The 15,314-nt window shown below is 74.6% G+C and carries 12 protein-coding genes; 8 read left to right on the top strand and 4 right to left on the bottom strand.

Annotated elements, in window-relative coordinates; all coding sequences use genetic code 11:
- Positions 1-24: 24 nt before the first annotated feature.
- Together ABUL08_RS01740 and ABUL08_RS01735 are read right to left on the bottom strand one after the other, a co-directional pair.
- Positions 25-819 (bottom strand): site-2 protease family protein, encoded by a 795-nt coding sequence (locus ABUL08_RS01740; RefSeq protein WP_350933878.1) that lies wholly within the window; start codon positions 817-819, stop codon positions 25-27.
- Positions 819-1,019 carry a hypothetical protein gene (locus tag ABUL08_RS01735; protein ID WP_350933877.1) on the bottom strand — a complete coding sequence of 67 codons (201 nt, stop codon included), beginning with the start codon at positions 1,017-1,019 and terminating at the stop codon, positions 819-821. The genes ABUL08_RS01740 and ABUL08_RS01735 overlap by 1 nt, the downstream gene beginning before the upstream one ends.
- A 147-nt stretch (positions 1,020-1,166) precedes the next feature.
- Here ABUL08_RS01735 and ABUL08_RS01730 point away from each other — a divergent pair, with 147 nt between their 5' ends.
- From ABUL08_RS01730 to ABUL08_RS01715, 4 genes are all read left to right on the top strand, one after another.
- Positions 1,167-2,738, top strand: coding sequence for a serine/threonine-protein kinase (locus tag ABUL08_RS01730; protein ID WP_350933876.1), 1,572 nt, complete (start codon positions 1,167-1,169; stop codon positions 2,736-2,738).
- A gap of 82 nt (positions 2,739-2,820) precedes the next feature.
- Complete coding sequence (locus ABUL08_RS01725; RefSeq protein ID WP_350933875.1) at positions 2,821-4,782, top strand: bifunctional adenosylcobinamide kinase/adenosylcobinamide-phosphate guanylyltransferase; 1,962 nt, start codon at positions 2,821-2,823, stop codon at positions 4,780-4,782.
- Entirely contained in the window at positions 4,772-5,545 is a 774-nt protein-coding gene (gene cobS / locus ABUL08_RS01720) for an adenosylcobinamide-GDP ribazoletransferase (protein ID WP_350933873.1), read from the top strand. The genes ABUL08_RS01725 and cobS overlap by 11 nt, the downstream gene beginning before the upstream one ends.
- 65 nt (positions 5,546-5,610) lie before the next feature.
- On the top strand, positions 5,611-6,903 hold the full coding sequence (locus ABUL08_RS01715) for a DUF2314 domain-containing protein (RefSeq protein ID WP_350933872.1): 1,293 nt from the start codon (positions 5,611-5,613) through the stop codon (positions 6,901-6,903).
- 128 nt (positions 6,904-7,031) lie between these two features.
- On the opposite strand, the gene gcvT is transcribed toward ABUL08_RS01715, so the two are convergent.
- Positions 7,032-8,162 (bottom strand): glycine cleavage system aminomethyltransferase GcvT, encoded by a 1,131-nt coding sequence (gene gcvT, locus ABUL08_RS01710; RefSeq protein ID WP_350933871.1) that lies wholly within the window; start codon positions 8,160-8,162, stop codon positions 7,032-7,034.
- Between the two features lie 161 nt (positions 8,163-8,323).
- On the opposite strand from gcvT, the gene ABUL08_RS01705 reads away from it, so the two are divergent.
- Entirely contained in the window at positions 8,324-9,889 is a 1,566-nt protein-coding gene (locus tag ABUL08_RS01705) for a leucyl aminopeptidase (RefSeq protein WP_350933870.1), read from the top strand.
- A gap of 127 nt (positions 9,890-10,016) precedes the next feature.
- On the opposite strand, the gene ABUL08_RS01700 is transcribed toward ABUL08_RS01705, so the two are convergent.
- Positions 10,017-10,346: a hypothetical protein gene (locus ABUL08_RS01700; protein WP_350933869.1), complete on the bottom strand. Its 330-nt coding sequence runs from the start codon at positions 10,344-10,346 to the stop codon at positions 10,017-10,019.
- Positions 10,347-10,524: 178 nt separating this feature from the next.
- On the opposite strand from ABUL08_RS01700, the gene lpdA reads away from it, so the two are divergent.
- The 3 genes from lpdA to ABUL08_RS01685 all read left to right on the top strand — a co-directional run bounded on the left by lpdA (position 10,525) and on the right by ABUL08_RS01685 (position 15,274).
- A complete protein-coding gene (lpdA, locus tag ABUL08_RS01695) occupies positions 10,525-11,916 on the top strand; it encodes a dihydrolipoyl dehydrogenase (RefSeq protein WP_350933868.1) in 1,392 nt (463 codons plus the stop codon).
- A 67-nt stretch (positions 11,917-11,983) separates the two neighbouring features.
- Complete coding sequence (gene sucB, locus ABUL08_RS01690; protein ID WP_350933866.1) at positions 11,984-13,819, top strand: 2-oxoglutarate dehydrogenase, E2 component, dihydrolipoamide succinyltransferase; 1,836 nt, start codon at positions 11,984-11,986, stop codon at positions 13,817-13,819.
- Between the two features lie 123 nt (positions 13,820-13,942).
- Positions 13,943-15,274 carry a low temperature requirement protein A gene (locus ABUL08_RS01685; RefSeq protein ID WP_350933865.1) on the top strand — a complete coding sequence of 444 codons (1,332 nt, stop codon included), beginning with the start codon at positions 13,943-13,945 and terminating at the stop codon, positions 15,272-15,274.
- The last annotated feature ends 40 nt before the right edge of the window (positions 15,275-15,314 follow it).

Below are 15,314 nucleotides of genomic sequence, written 5' to 3'. Positions count from 1 at the left end.
GTCGGGTCGGCCGCCGGCCGGTGGTCAGCCCTGCCAGAAACGGATCAGGTCCAGCCCGCGCAGGTAGAGTCCGGGCGGCAGCCCGAGCAGGTCGGCGAGCCAGAAGACCGCGCCGAAGAACCAGCCGTTGATCCGCGGGTTCCACAGCAGCGCGAAGAGCAGGATGAAGCCCCACGGGGCCATCAGGTCATAGCCGCGCCGCCACTGCGGGTTCAGCCACGGCTGGATCATGTTGCCGCCGTCCAGGCCCGGCACCGGCAGCAGGTTGAGCACGCTGGCGGTGAGCTGGAGGAACGTCAGCAGCGCGACCCCGGCCCAGAACTCCGGCGAGCCGCCGGTGCCGGAGCCGACCCGCAGCGCGGCCACCAGCAGCAGGGTGAACAGCACGTTGGTGGCCGGGCCGGCCAGGCTGACCAGGGTGTGCCGCAGCCGACCGGGAATGGCGTGCCGGTCCACCCAGACCGCGCCGCCGGGCAGGCCGATGCCGCCGAGCAGCACCACCACCACGGGCAGCACGATCGACAGCAGCGGGTGGGTGTACTTGAACGGGTTGAGCGTCAGGTAGCCCCGGTGCGCGATGTCGCGGTCACCGGCCCGGAACGCGACCACCGCGTGGGCGTACTCGTGCAGGCAGAGTGAGACGAGCCAGCCGGAGACGACGAAGAGAAAGACGTCGAACCGGGCGTTGCCGTAGCGCTGCCAGGCCATGACGCCGCTGGTCACGAAGAGCGCGACCAGGGCGAGGAAGACCGGGCTGGGCCGGAACGCCGCCCGGGGCACGCCCAGCACGAGGCGCTCGCCCGGGCGGTCGTAGCCCATCACTCGGCCGGGGGCTGCAGGCTCATCCGGTATTCCACCCGGTCGTCCTCGACGAGTGCGACCGAGGTGACGCCGGACGTTGCGAGCTCCCGCCAGGTCTGGCCGATCCACGACTCGGCATCCGCCTGGCTGCTGAACGACTCGGCCGGTCCCTCCACCGACTCGCCGTTCGTGCCCTCGTACCGCCAGCTCCACGCCATGCCGCGTCTCCCCTCGCCGCCGTCGTCCCCACGGGACGCGAACCCCCGCAAGCGTAGTCGGCCGGACGCGGGACGGCCCGGCCCGCCACCGCCGGACGGGCCGCCGGGTGGATCAACGGGTGCCGCTGCGGCCGGTACGGTGGCGCGGTGCTGACTCCAGGACTGCTGCTCGGCAACCGCTATCTGCTGACCGACCGCATCGCGACCGGTGGCATGGGCGCCGTCTGGCGGTGCACCGACACGCTGCTCGCCCGGCCGATCGCGGTGAAGGTGCTGCTGCCCGCGCTGGTCGCCGATCCGGAGTTCACCACCCGCTTCGGCGCCGAGGCGCGGATGCTGGCCGCGCTGCGGCACCCCGGCATCGTCCAGGTGCACGACGTCGGTACGGCGACACTGCCCGACGGCAGCCGGGTCAGCTACCTGGTGATGGAGTACGTCGACGGCGAGCCGCTGGTGACCTGGGTGCGCCGGGCCGGGCGGCTCGACCCGGCGACCACCATGTCGGTGGTGGCCCGGGCCGCCCGCGCGCTGCACGCCGCGCACGCCGCCGGGATCGTGCACCGGGACGTCAAGCCGGCGAACCTGCTGGTGAAGCGGGACGGCGGCGTGGTGCTGGTGGACTTCGGCATCGCCCGCTCGGGCGCCACGGCCGGGATCACCGCCGCGCACACGGTGCTCGGCACCGCGTCGTACATGTCGCCGGAGCAGGCCGTCGGGCAGCCGGTCTCGCCGGCCACCGACGTCTACGCGCTCGGCGCGGTGGCCTACTACTGCCTGGCCGGCCGGCCGCCGTTCGACGGGGAGAACCCGTTACAGGTGGCGTTGCGGCACGTGCAGGACGCCCCGGCCCCGCTGCCGCCGGACACCCCGCCGGCGGTCCGGGAGGTGGTGCGCCGGGCGCTGGCGAAGAACCCCGGCGACCGGTATCCCAGCGCCGCCGCGATGGCCGACGCCGCCGAGGACGCCCGGGACGCGACGCCGGTCGTCCGGCCGGGGCAGCCGACCGCGGCGGAGCCGACCGGTGGCCGGGCCGGGTGGGGGCGGCGGTTGGCGCTCGCCGGGGCCGGTGGCGTGGTGCTGCTGTCGGTGGCGGTCACCGTGGCCGTGGCCGCGCGCCACTCCTCCGGCGACACCGACCGGCCGGAGCGTCGCGCCGGGGTGGCCGACGGGTCGGCGTTCGCCGCGCCGGGGTCGGCGCAGCCGGTGGTCACCGGGACGTCGGCGCGGCCGACGCCGGGTCGTACCGGGCGGGTCAGCCGGTCGCCGGTGCCCGACCGGACCGCCGACCCGACGACCGGCGCGTCGGCGACCGGTCCGACCGGCGGCGCCACCGCCTCGGCGACGCCGGTGCCGTCAGCCACCGCCAGCGCTCCCGAGAAGCCGAACCCGTACCCGGCGACGCAGGTGTGCGGCAGCGGCTACCGGGTGATCGACTCGGCGGCGCTGACCGTCGGCGGGGTGCGGCAGGGCCGGGTGTACCTGCTCTGGAACGGCGGCACCGGCACCAACTGCGTGGTCACCCTGAAGGAGCGGAACGTCGGCCGGGCCACCGCCGTGTCGGCGTACCTGGAGGTGCGGGGGAAGACCCGGGACACCGCGAGCGGGTCGTTCGACTACTACGCCGGGCCGGTCCGGGCGGCCGCCGCCGGCGCCTGCGTACGGTGGGGCGGCGCGACCGGCGGGGCGAGCTACGCCAGCGCGTTCGAGCACTGCGGCTGAGCCACCGCCGGGGTGGCCCCACGGGCCGGGCGGCGTCCGGGGCGGCGGGCGGCGGTCCGCCGGACGGCCTTAAGGTACGGGCATGTCCGTTGACGGGTGGAACACGCTCCTGGTGCTCGGCGGTATCCGGTCCGGCAAGTCCGAGTTCGCGGAATCGCTGGTCGCCGACGCGCCGACGGTCCGCTACGTGGCGACCGCCCCCGCCGGGGACCCCGACGACACGGAGTGGGCCAACCGGCTGGCCGCCCACCGGGCCCGCCGGCCGGGAAGCTGGACCACCGAGGAGACCGCCGGGGATCCGCGCCGGCTGGCCGACGTGATCGCCGGTGCCGCGCCGCACGACACCGTGCTCGTCGACGACCTGGGCGGCTGGGTGACGGTGCTGCTCGACCCGACCCACCAGCCCGCCGACGACACCGCCACGGTGGACGAGCTGGCGGCGGCGGTGCGGGCGAGCGCCGCCCGGCTGGTGCTGGTCAGCCCGGAGGTCGGGCTCTCCCTGGTGCCGACGACGCCGCTGGGCCGGGCCTTCACCGACGCGCTGGGCGCGACGAACCGGGCGATCGCCGACGCCTGCGACGCCGTGGTGCTGGTGGTCGCCGGTCAACCGTCCTGGTTGAAGCCGGCCGCGCCCCGACCGCTCGGCGTGCCGGTCCAGCCCGGTCCCGGTCAGGCCGGCGCGCCGGACGGGTCGACCGCCGCGTCCAACGGCGTCGCGCCGGGCCGGCCGGCCGAGCCGGCGCTGCCGGAGGTGCTGACCCCGACCGTGGCCCCGGCGCCGACACCCGCGCCCGCCGAGCCGGCCGCCGCCTGGGCGGCGCCGACCATGGCGCTGCCGATGGTCAGCACCGGCCTGGTCATCCAGCCCGGCATGGAACTGCCGATGCCCGACGACTACGCCGGTCCGCTCGCGGTGGAGCGGCTCGCCACGCTGGACGTGCCCGGCGCCGGGCTCGGGGTGCTCGACCGGGTGGTCGGCTTCGCCGCCGCCACCCAGGGCACCAGCACCCCCACGCCGTGGACGTCCGTACGGGTGCTGCTGCTGCACGGCGACCACACCGGCGGCGCGGCGGCCGGCACCGCGCCCGGCGAGTCGGCCCGGCGGGCCCGGCAGGCCCGCGCCGGCCGGGGCGCCCTGGCCCGGCTGGCCGCCGAGAGCGGCGCGAGCCTCCAGGTGGTGGACGCGCCGACCGCCGCGCCGATCGAGGACGGGCCCGCGCTGACCCCCGACGAGGTGGAGGCGGCCCTGCGGCAGGGCTGGCGGCTGGCCGAGCAGGCCGCCGAGGCGGGCGTGCAACTGCTGGTGCTGGCGGCGTGCGGGGCGGGCACCGAGGCCGCCGCGGCGGCGGTGCTCGCGGCGACCGCCGGGGCGGAACCGCCGGCGGTGCTCGGCCGGGTGGTGAACGGGGCGGGTGAGGTCGACGACGCCGCCTGGATGACGCGCTGCGCGGCGGTCCGCGACGCCCTGCACCGGACCCGGCGCTCGACCCGCGACGCCAAGGACGTGCTGGCCGAGCTGGGCGGTGGTGACGTGGCGGTGGCCACCGGGGTGCTGCTCGGGGCGACCGCCCGGCGGCTGCCGGTGCTGCTCGACGGGCCGGTCGGGGTGGCCGCCGGCATGGTCAGCCGGGACCTGGCCGGGCAGGCCCGGCACTGGTGCCTGCTGCCCGACCACGGTGGGCAGCCGGCCGTCCGGCTGGCCGCCGACGTGCTCGGCCTGACCCCGCTGCTGGACCTGCGGCTCGACCTGGGCGAGGGGGCCGCCGCGCTGGCCGCGCTGCCGCTGCTGCGCTCGGCGCTGGCGCTGGCCGCCACGCTGCCGGTGCACCCGTCGCTCGGCGGCGACCCGGACGACGGCGACTTCACCGAGCCGGCGCCGACCGGCCCGGGACCCGCCACCACCGGGTCGGAGCCCGCCACCGCCGAGCCGGACTTCGCCGAGCCGGAGCCTGCCGGCCCCGGACCCGGACCCGCCACCACCGGGCCGGACTCCACCGGGACGGACGAGGCGGTGTCGGACGCCAGCGGCCGGCGTGCCGGCTGAGGCGCGGCTCGCCGACGGCGTCCGCCTGGCGGTCACCACCTTCACCACGCTGCCGCTGCGCGCCGGTCGGGTGGACCGGGCGGCGGCGGCCCGGGCGATGGCGCTCGCCCCGGCGGTGGGCGCGCTGCTCGGTGCGCTGCTCGGCGGGGTGCTGCTGCTGACCGCCGCGCTCGCGCCACCGCTGGTCGCCGCCGGGGTCACCGTCGCGCTCGGCGCGCTGCTCACCCGGGGCCTGCACCTGGACGGGCTGGCCGACACCGTGGACGCGCTGGGGTCGTACCGGCGGGGGGCGGCGGCGCTGGAGATCATGAAGAAGCCGGACGTCGGCCCGTTCGGGGTGGTCGCGCTGGTGGTCGTACTCCTGCTCCAGGCCGCGGTGCTCGCGGAGCTGGCCGGGCGGGGGTGGGCGGCGGCGCTGGCCGCGGTGGTCGCGGCGACCGCCGCCGGTCGGCTCGGCGTCGCGGTGGCCTGCCGACGCGGGGTGCCGGCCGCCCGGCCGGACGGGCTGGGCGCGCTGGTCGCCGGGACGGTGGGGCCGGTCGCGCTGGTCGTCGGCACGGCCGCCGTCGCGCTGCTGGCGGTGCCCGCCGTGCCGGGCCGCCCGTGGCAGGGCCCGGTCGCCGTGCTGGCCGCGCTCGCCGTCGCGGTGGGGCTGCTGCGGCACGGGGTACGCCGGCTCGGCGGGATCACCGGTGACGTGCTCGGGGCGGTCGTGGAGATCGTCACCACGCTGGTCTACCTGGGACTGGTGCTGTCCGGCTGAGCGCGGACCGCCGGGCCGGGTAGCGTGCTGAGACGACAGCAGCGGCGCGGTCGATGGGGGACGGCATGCTCATCACGGACGACTTCCTGCCCGTACCGGTCCCGGAGTCGCTGGACGCCACCTATCTGGTGCCGATCAGCGGGCTGCCGAAGGTCAGCCCGAAGACCGCCGTGGCGGGGCTCGCCGGCCGGCTGGCCGAGCCGGTGTACGGGCTGGCGAAGCAGATGCTGGACAGCCCGCTGATGAGCGTGGACACCCGGCCGATCGAGGAGTTCCCCGAGCTGCCGCCGGACCTGCTCACCGCGTTCGGGGCCACCGAGGCGCAACTCGCCCGGCTGGCCGCCGCCACCCACCTGGTGGTGGTGCAGGCGGAGTACCGGCCGGGCTGGCCGCCCGCGCACGAGTGGGCCGCCCGGGCCGTCGCCGCGGCGGTCGCCGAGACGGTCGACGGGGACGTGGTGGACGTCTTCGGCCTCCAGTTCCTCGACCCGGCGACCGCGCTGCGCTCGCTGCCCGACGAGCAGGGCCGGATCCGGCTGGTCGACTGGGTGCTGGTGCCCTATTCGTCGGACGCCGACGGGCTCTGGTTCACCACCAAGGGGCTGCGCCGGTTCGGGCTGCTGGAGTTGCAGACCCAGGGCGTACCGGACCACCTGACCCGGGCCTGGGGCGCGGTGATGACCGGCGCCGCGCGGCGGCTGCTGCGGGACTGGACCGAAGGGCTGGCCGGCGAGGAGGTGCCGGCGTTCGTGCAGCTGCCGGTGCTGGCCACGGTGACCGGCCACGACATCGCCGTCGCGTACGGCAATCCGGAGCAGCACGGCGCGACGGCTCCGGTGCTGCTGCGCCTGGAACTGGACCCGGCGACCGACCCGGACGCCGACTCGTTCCTCAGCCTCCGCCCGCCGCCCGGGCACCCGGGGCCGGACGGGCGCTACTTCGCGGCGGCCTGCGCCACCCTCTTCGCCGGCATCCAGCCCGACGTCCGGTACGCCCGGCCGGGCGACGCGATGAGCCGGGCGATCGCCACCGCCCGGGCCGGGCTGGGCGACATCCGGGCCCGGTTCCTGGCCGGTCAGCTGCCCACCGAGACGCAGCTCGTGGTCAAGTACGGCCTGCCCGGCGACGAGGGCCCCGAGTTCGTCTGGGCCGGGGTGACGTCGTGGGAGACGCCGGAGCGGATCGTCGGCGCCAGCGCCAGCGACGCCGCCACCGACCCCACCGTCCGGATCGGCGCCCCCGTGGTGGTCGAAGCGACCGACGTCGTCGACTGGGCCCTCCTCGACGGCACCGGCGTCATCGAAGGCGGCTGGACCCAGGCCGTCCTCGACGCCGGCGAACGCCCCACCCCCGAGTAACCCCCCACCCCCACCCCACCCCCACACCACCCGCGTTGATCATGAAGTTTGCGTCAGGATCCGGCCGTCCGGAGACGCAAACTTCATGATCAACGCACGAGGGCGGGTGGGGGGCGCGTGGGTGGGGGTTACTTGACGGAGGGGTGGACGAAGGGGGGGCGGGTGAGGCGGAGCGGGGCGCGGCGGCCGCGGATGTCGACCTCGATCACGTCGCCGTCGGGGAGTTTCGGGTCGGTGTCGATCAGGGCCAGGGCGATGCCCTGCTTGAGGGTGGGGCTGAAGGTGCCGCTCGTGATCGTGCCGACCCGGGTGTCACCGGCGTACACGGCCATGCCGGGGCGCGGGATGGCCCGGTCGACCGCCGCGAGGCCGCGGAGCGTACGCCGGGGGCCGGCGGCCTTCTCGGCCAGCAGCGCGTCGCGGCCCCAGAAGGCCGGCTTGTCCCAGCCGACGGCCCAGCCGGAGCGGCCCTGCACCGGGGTGATGTCCAGCGACAGGTCCTGCCCGTGCAGCGGGTAGCCCATCTCGGTGCGCAGGGTGTCCCGGGCGGCCAGCCCGCAGGGCCGCAGCTCGAACGCCTCCCCCGCGGCGAAGAGCGCGTCCCACACCGCGACGGCGTGCTCGGCCGGGACGACCAGCTCGTAGCCCAGCTCGCCGGTGTAGCCGGTGCGGCAGACCGTCAGCTGCGTGCCGTGCAGGGTGGCGGTGGAGAAGCTCATGTACTCGTGCGCGGTGGGCAGGCCGAGGGCGTCGAGCAGCTCCGCCGAGCGGGGGCCCTGGACGGCGAGGACGGCGTACCGCTCGTGCTGGTCGGTGACGGTGACGCCGCTCGGCGCGGCGGTCCGCAGCCGGTGCACCACCTGCGCGGTGTTCGCCGCGTTGGGGATCAGGAAGACGTGGTCGTCGGCGTGCAGGTAGGCGATGATGTCGTCCACCACGCCGCCGGTCGCGTCGTCGCAGCAGAGCGTGTACTGCGCCTTGCCGGGGGCGATCCGGCCCAGGTCGTTGGTCAGGCAGGCGTTGACGAAGTCCGCCGCGCCCGGCCCGGTGACCCGGGCCTTGCCCAGGTGCGAGACGTCGAAGACGCCGACCCCGGTACGGACGGCGGTGTGCTCCTTGAGCACGCCGCCACCGGCGTACTCCAGCGGCATCTCCCAGCCTCCGAAGGGGGCGAACTTGGCGCCGAGAGCGGTGTGCCGCTCGTGCAGCGGGGAACGGCGCAGCCGGGTCGCGGCGGCGGCGGAGGTCACCTCGGTCATGGGTGGCAACTTACCGGTGTATGAGCGGCTCGTTAGCATCGGCGGGACCCGTCGGGACGATCGGCGGGCACACCCGACGTCCGGCGGGTAGGTTGCCGCCGGAGACCTTCATCGCCGGTACGCGACGACGCGACCGGCCCGGCCCGCCCGGAGTGGCTTCAGTGACATCGCCCAGCACCACCCTCAGCCTGGTCGACACCGACCCCGCCGAACTCGCCGTCGACGCGATCGTGATCGGCGTGCACTGCCAGCCCGCGGAGCAGGGCGCCACCCCGGCCGGCTCGCTGCTGCTGGCCAGCGGCGCGGAGAGCATCGCCGCCGCCTTCGACGGCAAGCTGACCGAGACCTTGGCGCTGCTCGGCGCGACCGGCGGCCCCGGCGAGGTGATCAAGCTGGCCACTCTGGGCACGGTCACCGCACCGCTGGTCGTCGCCGTCGGCCTCGGCGCCGAGCCGACCGGTGCCGCCCCGGCCCCGGAGACGCTGCGCCGGGCCGCCGGTGGGGCCGTCCGCGCCCTGGCCGGCGCGCCCCGGGTGGCGCTGGCCCTGCCGCTGCCGGACGACGCCGACGCCCCGGCCGCGCTGCGCGCGGTCGCCGAGGGTGCGCTGCTCGGCGGCTACCGGTTCGCCGGTTACAAGACCCGGCCGCAGCCGACCCGGCGGGAGCCGGTGGCCGAGGTGCTGGTCGCGGTGCCGGACGCGGGCGACGCGACCGCCCGGGCGGAGATCGACCGGGCGCAGGCGGTGGCCGGCGCGGTCCGGCTCAGCCGGGACTGGGTGAACACCGCCCCCAACGAGCTGCGCCCGCCGTCGTTCGCCGACGCCGTGGCGACCGCCGCGCGCGAGGCCGGACTCGGCGTCGAGGTGCTCGACGAGGCGGCGCTGAAGGCCGGCGGGTACGGCGGCATCATCGCCGTCGGGCAGGGCTCGGAGGCCCCGCCGCGGCTGGTCAAGCTGACCTGGACGCCGGAGGGCGGGGGCAACGGCAAGCGGGTCGCGCTGGTCGGCAAGGGCATCACCTTCGACACCGGCGGCATCTCGATCAAGCCGGCGCAGGGCATGTGGGAGATGAAGTCCGACATGGCCGGCGCGGCGGCGGTCGGCGCGGCCATGCTGGCGATCGCGGCGCTGAAGCCGAACGTGACGGTGACCGGCTACCTGCCGATGGCGGAGAACATGCCGTCGGGCACCAGCTACCGCCCGGGTGACGTGATCACCATGTACAGCGGCAAGAAGGTGGAGGTGCTCAACACCGACGCCGAGGGCCGGATGATCCTCGCCGACGCCATCGCCCGGGCCTGCGAGGACGGCGCCGACTACCTCTTCGAGACCTCCACCCTCACCGGCGGTCAGGTCATCGCGCTCGGCAAGCGGATCGCCGGCGTGATGGGCAGCCCCGAGCTGTGCGAGCGGGTCAAGGTCGCCGGCGACGCGACCGGCGAGCCGGCCTGGCCGATGCCGCTGCCGGACGACGTCCGCAAGGGCATGGAGTCGGCCGTCGCCGACATCTCCCAGGTCAACGCCGGCATGGACCGGGCCGGTCACATGCTGCAGGGCGGCGTGTTCCTCAGCGAGTTCGTCACCGACGACGTGGCCTGGGCGCACATCGACATCGCCGGCCCGGGCTACCACTCGGGTGAGCCCACCGGCTACTGGACCAAGGGCGGCACCGGCGTCCCCGTCCGCACCCTGCTCCACCTGGTCGACGACGTCGCCACCAACGGCTGACCCACCCCGCGGGCCCGACGACCCGCAACAATTTCACGGAAAGAGTGGCCATCCCGTGCGGAATGGCCACTCTTTCCGTGAAAGAGACCCCGCCCGGGGGCGGCGGCGGGCGGCGGGGCGGCGGGGGTCAGAAGAGGTCGGGGCGGCGTTTGCGGCGTTCGTTGTAGTCGCGCATGCGTTGCGGGTAGCCCATCAGGCGGACGTCGTAGATCGGAATGGCCAGCTTGTGGGCGAAGCGGCGGGCGGCCTCGGGGGTGTGCACGCGGCGGCGGGTCCACTCGCCGTCGTCGGCGATGAGCATGACGGTGGTCTCGGTGACGGTGGTCCGGGGCTCGATGTACGCCTCGACCCCGCGCCGGGTGCGGACGAAGTTCTCCAGGTGGTCGAGATCGGCGGGGTCGACGGTCCGCTCGCGGCTCACCACGCCCGAACGTCGGCGTCGTCGGAACAGACCCACCGAACCCTCTCCCCCCGTGCGCCGTCATCGAAGACGGTGCCAAGCGTACGTGTCGGCGACGTGTCGTTGGGCACCTCGGTACGCGCTCCGGCCGGGGTGGTGACAAGATGACCGAGGTGGGGTGTGCCTGTTACTCCGCCGTAACCCCCGAAGCAGCGACGCGACCTGGGAGTTGGACGTGAGCGAGCCGAACGACGCAACCTTCGACATCGTCATTCTCGGAGGTGGCAGCGGCGGCTACGCGGCGGCGCTGCGTGCCGCCCAGCTGGATCTCTCCGTCGCGCTCATCGAGAAGGGCAAGCTCGGGGGCACCTGCCTGCACAACGGGTGCATCCCGACCAAGGCGCTGCTGCACGCCGCCGAGATCGCCGACCAGACCCGTGAGTCGGAGCAGTTCGGCGTCAAGGCCGAGCTGGTCGGCATCGACATGGCCGGCGTCAACTCGTACAAGGACGGCGTGATCGCCCGGCTCTACAAGGGCCTCCAGGGCCTGGTGGGCAGCTCGAAGAACATCACCTTCGTGGCGGGCGCCGGCAAGCTGGTCGGCAAGAACGTCGTCGAGGTCGACGGCAAGCGCTACACCGGCCGCAACGTCATCCTGGCCTCCGGCTCGTACGCGAAGAGCCTGCCGGGCCTGGAGGTGGACGGCGAGCGGATCATCACCAGCGACCACGCGCTGACCCTGGACCGGGTCCCGTCGTCGGTGATCGTGCTGGGCGGCGGCGTGATCGGCGTCGAGTTCGCCAGCGTCTGGAAGTCCTTCGGGGTGGACGTGACCATCGTCGAGGCGCTGCCCCGGCTGGTCGCCGCCGAGGACGAGGAGTCGTCCAAGGCGCTGGAGCGGGCCTTCCGCAAGCGGAAGATCAACTTCAAGGTCGGCAAGCCGTTCGAGAAGGTCGAGAAGACCGAGAACGGCGTCAAGCTGACCATCTCCGGCGGCGACACGGTCGAGGCCGAGCTGCTGCTGGTCGCCGTCGGCCGCGGCCCGAACACCGCCGACCTCGGTTACGAGGAGCAGGGCGTCAAGATGGACCGCGGCTACGTGCTGACCGACGAGCGGCTGCGCACCAGCGTGCCGAACGTCTACGCCGTGGGCGACATCGTGCCGGGCCTCCAGCTCGCGCACCGCGGCTTCCAGCAGGGCATCTTCGTCGCCGAGGAGATCGCCGGCCAGAACCCGGCCGTGATCGACGAGGCCGGCATCCCGCGGGTCACCTACTCCGACCCGGAGCTGGCGTCGGTCGGCCTGACCGAGGCGAAGGCCAAGGAGCAGTACGGCGCCGACAAGATCAAGACCTACAACTACAACCTCGGCGGCAACGGCAAGAGCCAGATCCTCAAGACGGCCGGCTTCGTGAAGCTGGTCCGGGTGGAGGACGGCCCCGTCGTCGGGGTGCACATGGTGGGTGCCCGGGTCGGCGAGATGGTCGGCGAGGCGCAGCTCATCTTCAACTGGGAGGCGTACCCGGCCGAGGTGGCGCAGCTCGTGCACGCCCACCCGACCCAGAACGAGGCCCTGGGCGAGGCGCACCTGGCCCTCGCCGGCAAGCCGCTGCACGCGCACGCCTGACACGACAACCCGCGGCGTCCGGCGACGGGCGAAGATCCCACCAGGGGAATGAAGGAGTCTGGAGAACATGCCGGTATCGGTCACCATGCCCCGGCTCGGCGAGAGCGTCACCGAGGGCACCGTCACGCGCTGGCTCAAGCAGGAGGGCGACACCGTCGAGGTCGACGAGCCGCTGCTCGAGGTGTCGACCGACAAGGTCGACACCGAGATCCCGTCGCCCGCGGCGGGCGTGCTGAGCCGGATCGTCGTCGGTGAGGACGAGACCGCCGAGGTCGGCAGCGAGCTGGCCGTCATCGCGGGTGAGGGCGAGTCGGCCGGCGAGGCCGCCCCGCAGCAGCAGGAGGAGGCCCCGGCCGAGCAGGCCGAGGAGGCCGCCGCCGAGCCGCAGGCCGAGGCGGAGCAGCCGGCCGTCGAGGAGCCGGCGGCCGAGGCCGCCCCGGCGCCGTCGGGCGAGGGCACCCCGGTGAAGATGCCGGCCCTGGGTGAGAGCGTCACCGAGGGTACGGTCACCCGCTGGCTCAAGCAGGTCGGCGAGACCGTCGAGGTGGACGAGCCGCTGCTGGAGGTCTCCACCGACAAGGTCGACACGGAGATCCCCTCGCCGGTCGCCGGCACCCTGCTGGAGATCAAGGTCGCCGAGGACGAGACCGCCGACGTCGGCGCCGACCTGGCGATCATCGGCGCGGCCGGTGCCGCCCCGGCCCAGCCGAAGGCGGAGCCCAAGCCGGAGCCGAAGGCCGAGGCGAAGCCGGAGCCCAAGGCCGAGCCGAAGCCCGCGCCGAAGCCGGAGCCCACGGTCGAGGAGCCGACCCCGGGGATGTCGTACAACGAGCCGGCCGCGGAGGCGGAGACCGCCGCCGAGCCGGCGAAGGCCGAGCAGGCGGCCCAGCCCGCCGCGCCGACCCCGACCCCGCAGCGTCCCTCGGCACCCGTGCAGGGTGGCGGCGAGGAGGCGGCCGGCTACGTGACTCCGCTGGTGCGCAAGCTGGCCGGCGAGCACGGCGTGGACCTCTCCTCGATCACCGGCACCGGTGTCGGCGGCCGGATCCGCAAGCAGGACGTGCTGGAGGCGGCCGAGAAGGCCAAGGCCGCGAAGGCCGCCCCGGCCGCGCAGCCGGCCGCCGCTCCCGCCGCCGGTGCGGCCCCCGCCAAGCCGGCCGCGAAGCCGCAGCCGAGCGGCAAGCGGGGCACCACGGAGAAGCTGCCGCGGATCCGGGCCACCATCGCCAAGCGGATGCAGCAGTCGCTGCACGAGATGGCGCAGCTCACCACGGTGGTCGAGGTGGACGTCACCCGGATCGCCAAGCTGCGGGCGCAGGCCAAGGACTCGTTCCTGGCCAAGCACGGCGTGAAGCTCTCCTTCCTGCCGTTCTTCGCCCTGGCGGCCATCGAGGCGCTCCAGGCGTACCCGATCGTGAACGCGAGCATGGACCTGGACGCGGGCACGATCACCTACCCCGACGCCGAGCACCTCGGCATCGCGGTGGACACCGAGCGTGGGCTGATGGTGCCGGTCATCCACGGTGCCGGTGACCTCAACCTGGGTGGCATCGCCAAGCGGATCGCCGACCTGGCCGAGCGCACCCGGACCAACAAGATCAGCCCGGACGAGATCGCCGGGGCGACGTTCACGCTGACCAACACCGGCAGCCGGGGCGCGCTCTTCGACACCCCGATCGTGCCGTCGCCGCAGTCGGCGATGCTCGGCACGGGTGCCGTGGTGAAGCGCCCGGTCGTGGTCAACGACCCGGAGCTGGGCGAGGTCGTCGCGGTCCGCTCGATGGTCTACCTGGCCCTCTCCTACGACCACCGGCTGATCGACGGCGCCGACGCCGCCCGCTTCCTGGTCGCGGTCAAGGAGCGGCTGGAGGCCGGCAACTTCGAGGCCGAGCTGGGCCTGTAACACCCCGCACGGAATGGGCGCCCCGGTCTCCTGGACCGGGGCGCCCACTTCTGTTCGGGCCGGCCGGCGGCGGCTGCGCGGATTCCAGCCCGGGGCCGACCGTACGGCTGACAGACTCGGTCGGTGGGCGGCGGCAGGTGGCGTGGGCGGCTCGGGCCGGCGGTCGCGGTCTCCCCGGGCGCCCGGGTGGGCCGGTTCGAGATCTTCTTCGACCTGGTCTTCGTCTTCTCGTTCTTCATCATCACCCGGGCCACCGCGCTGAACCCGAGCGGGACCTCGCTGCTGCACGCCCTGCTGGTGCTCGCGGTGCTCTGGTGGTCGTGGGTGGTGCACAGCGTGGTCGCCACCCGGGTCCGGTTGGGCGAGGGCTTCGTCCCGGTCCTGATGACCATCGCGATGGCGGCGCTGTTCACCTTCGCCCTGTCGCTTCCGCAGGCGTTCGGCGACCCGCGCGGCAACGCCGCCGGCCCGATGGTGGCGGCGGTCAGTTACACCGTGATCCGGATCATCCACCTGTCGCTCTACCTGCACGCCGTGCGGGACAGTCCGGTCGAGCGCCGACAGCTGATGCGGTTCGCGCCGGAGCTGGTGGGCAGCACCATGCTGCTCCTCGCCGCCGCGCTGATCCCGCCGCAACTGGCGGGCCTGGCCTCGGCGGCGCTGCTGCGGGACGGGCTGTGGGCCACCGTCGTGGTGCTCCAGTACTCCACCGGCCTCATCGCCGGCACCTGGGGTTGGGGCGTCGCCTCCGCCGAGCACTGGACCGAGCGGTACGACCTGATCCTGATCATCGCGCTCGGTGAGTCGGTCATCTCCGTCGGCGTGGGGAGCAATCTGCTCGGCCAGCCGCCGACCTGGCCCGCGGTCGCCGCCGCGGTGCTCGGCATCTTCTTCACCGCCGCCCTGTGGTGGGTGCACTACGACGTCATCGGGCCGGCGGCCCGGATCGCCCTGCACGCCGCGAAGGACGGCCCCCGGGTGGCCATGGCCCGGGACGCCTACGCCTACTTCTACCTACCGATGATCGCCGGCATCATCCTGTTCGCGCTGGGCGCGGAGCAGATCGTGCACCAGATCGCGGCCCCGAACGTCCCCATCCACGAGTCGGCCCACCACTCGGCTGAGGCGCTGCTGTTCGGCGGGGTGATCTGCTATCTGTGCGGCAACATGCTGTTTCAGTTCCGGACGCTGGGCACCGTTTCGTGGACCCGGGTCGGCACGGTGCTCCTGCTGGCCGGCTGTATCCCGGTCGCCGGCGTGCTGCCGGCGCTGGTCAGCCTGATCCTGCTGACCGTCATCTGCGTGGGGCTGGTGGCCGCCGAGGTGGTGGTCTTCAGCGAGTCCCGGCAGGCGCTGCGGGCGCTGGTCTTCGAGGAGCGGAGCAGTCACGAGGCGAACGAGGCCGCGTACCGGGCCCGCTGGCACGAGCCGGAGCGCGACGAGCCGTCCACCTGAGCGGGACGGCGGGCTGAACCGGAACGTCGTACGGTGCGTG

It is taken from the genome of Micromonospora sp. CCTCC AA 2012012, assembly GCF_040499845.1.
Lineage (GTDB): Bacteria > Actinomycetota > Actinomycetes > Mycobacteriales > Micromonosporaceae > Micromonospora > Micromonospora mangrovi.
Note: the sequence above shows the minus strand (reverse complement) of the source record. Positions and strands in the feature narration are given on the sequence as shown.

Excerpts from the sequence above, each read along its gene's own strand:
- ABUL08_RS01740 (WP_350933878.1), bottom strand. The coding sequence starts at position 819 with ATGGGCTACGACCGCCCGGGCGAGCGCCTCGTGCTGGGCGTGCCCCGG.
- ABUL08_RS01735 (WP_350933877.1), bottom strand. The coding sequence starts at position 1,019 with ATGGCGTGGAGCTGGCGGTACGAGGGCACGAACGGCGAGTCGGTGGAG.
- ABUL08_RS01725 (WP_350933875.1), top strand. The coding sequence starts at position 2,821 with ATGTCCGTTGACGGGTGGAACACGCTCCTGGTGCTCGGCGGTATCCGG.
- ABUL08_RS01715 (WP_350933872.1), top strand. The coding sequence starts at position 5,611 with ATGCTCATCACGGACGACTTCCTGCCCGTACCGGTCCCGGAGTCGCTG.
- gcvT (WP_350933871.1), bottom strand. The coding sequence starts at position 8,162 with ATGACCGAGGTGACCTCCGCCGCCGCCGCGACCCGGCTGCGCCGTTCC.
- sucB (WP_350933866.1), top strand. The coding sequence starts at position 11,984 with ATGCCGGTATCGGTCACCATGCCCCGGCTCGGCGAGAGCGTCACCGAG.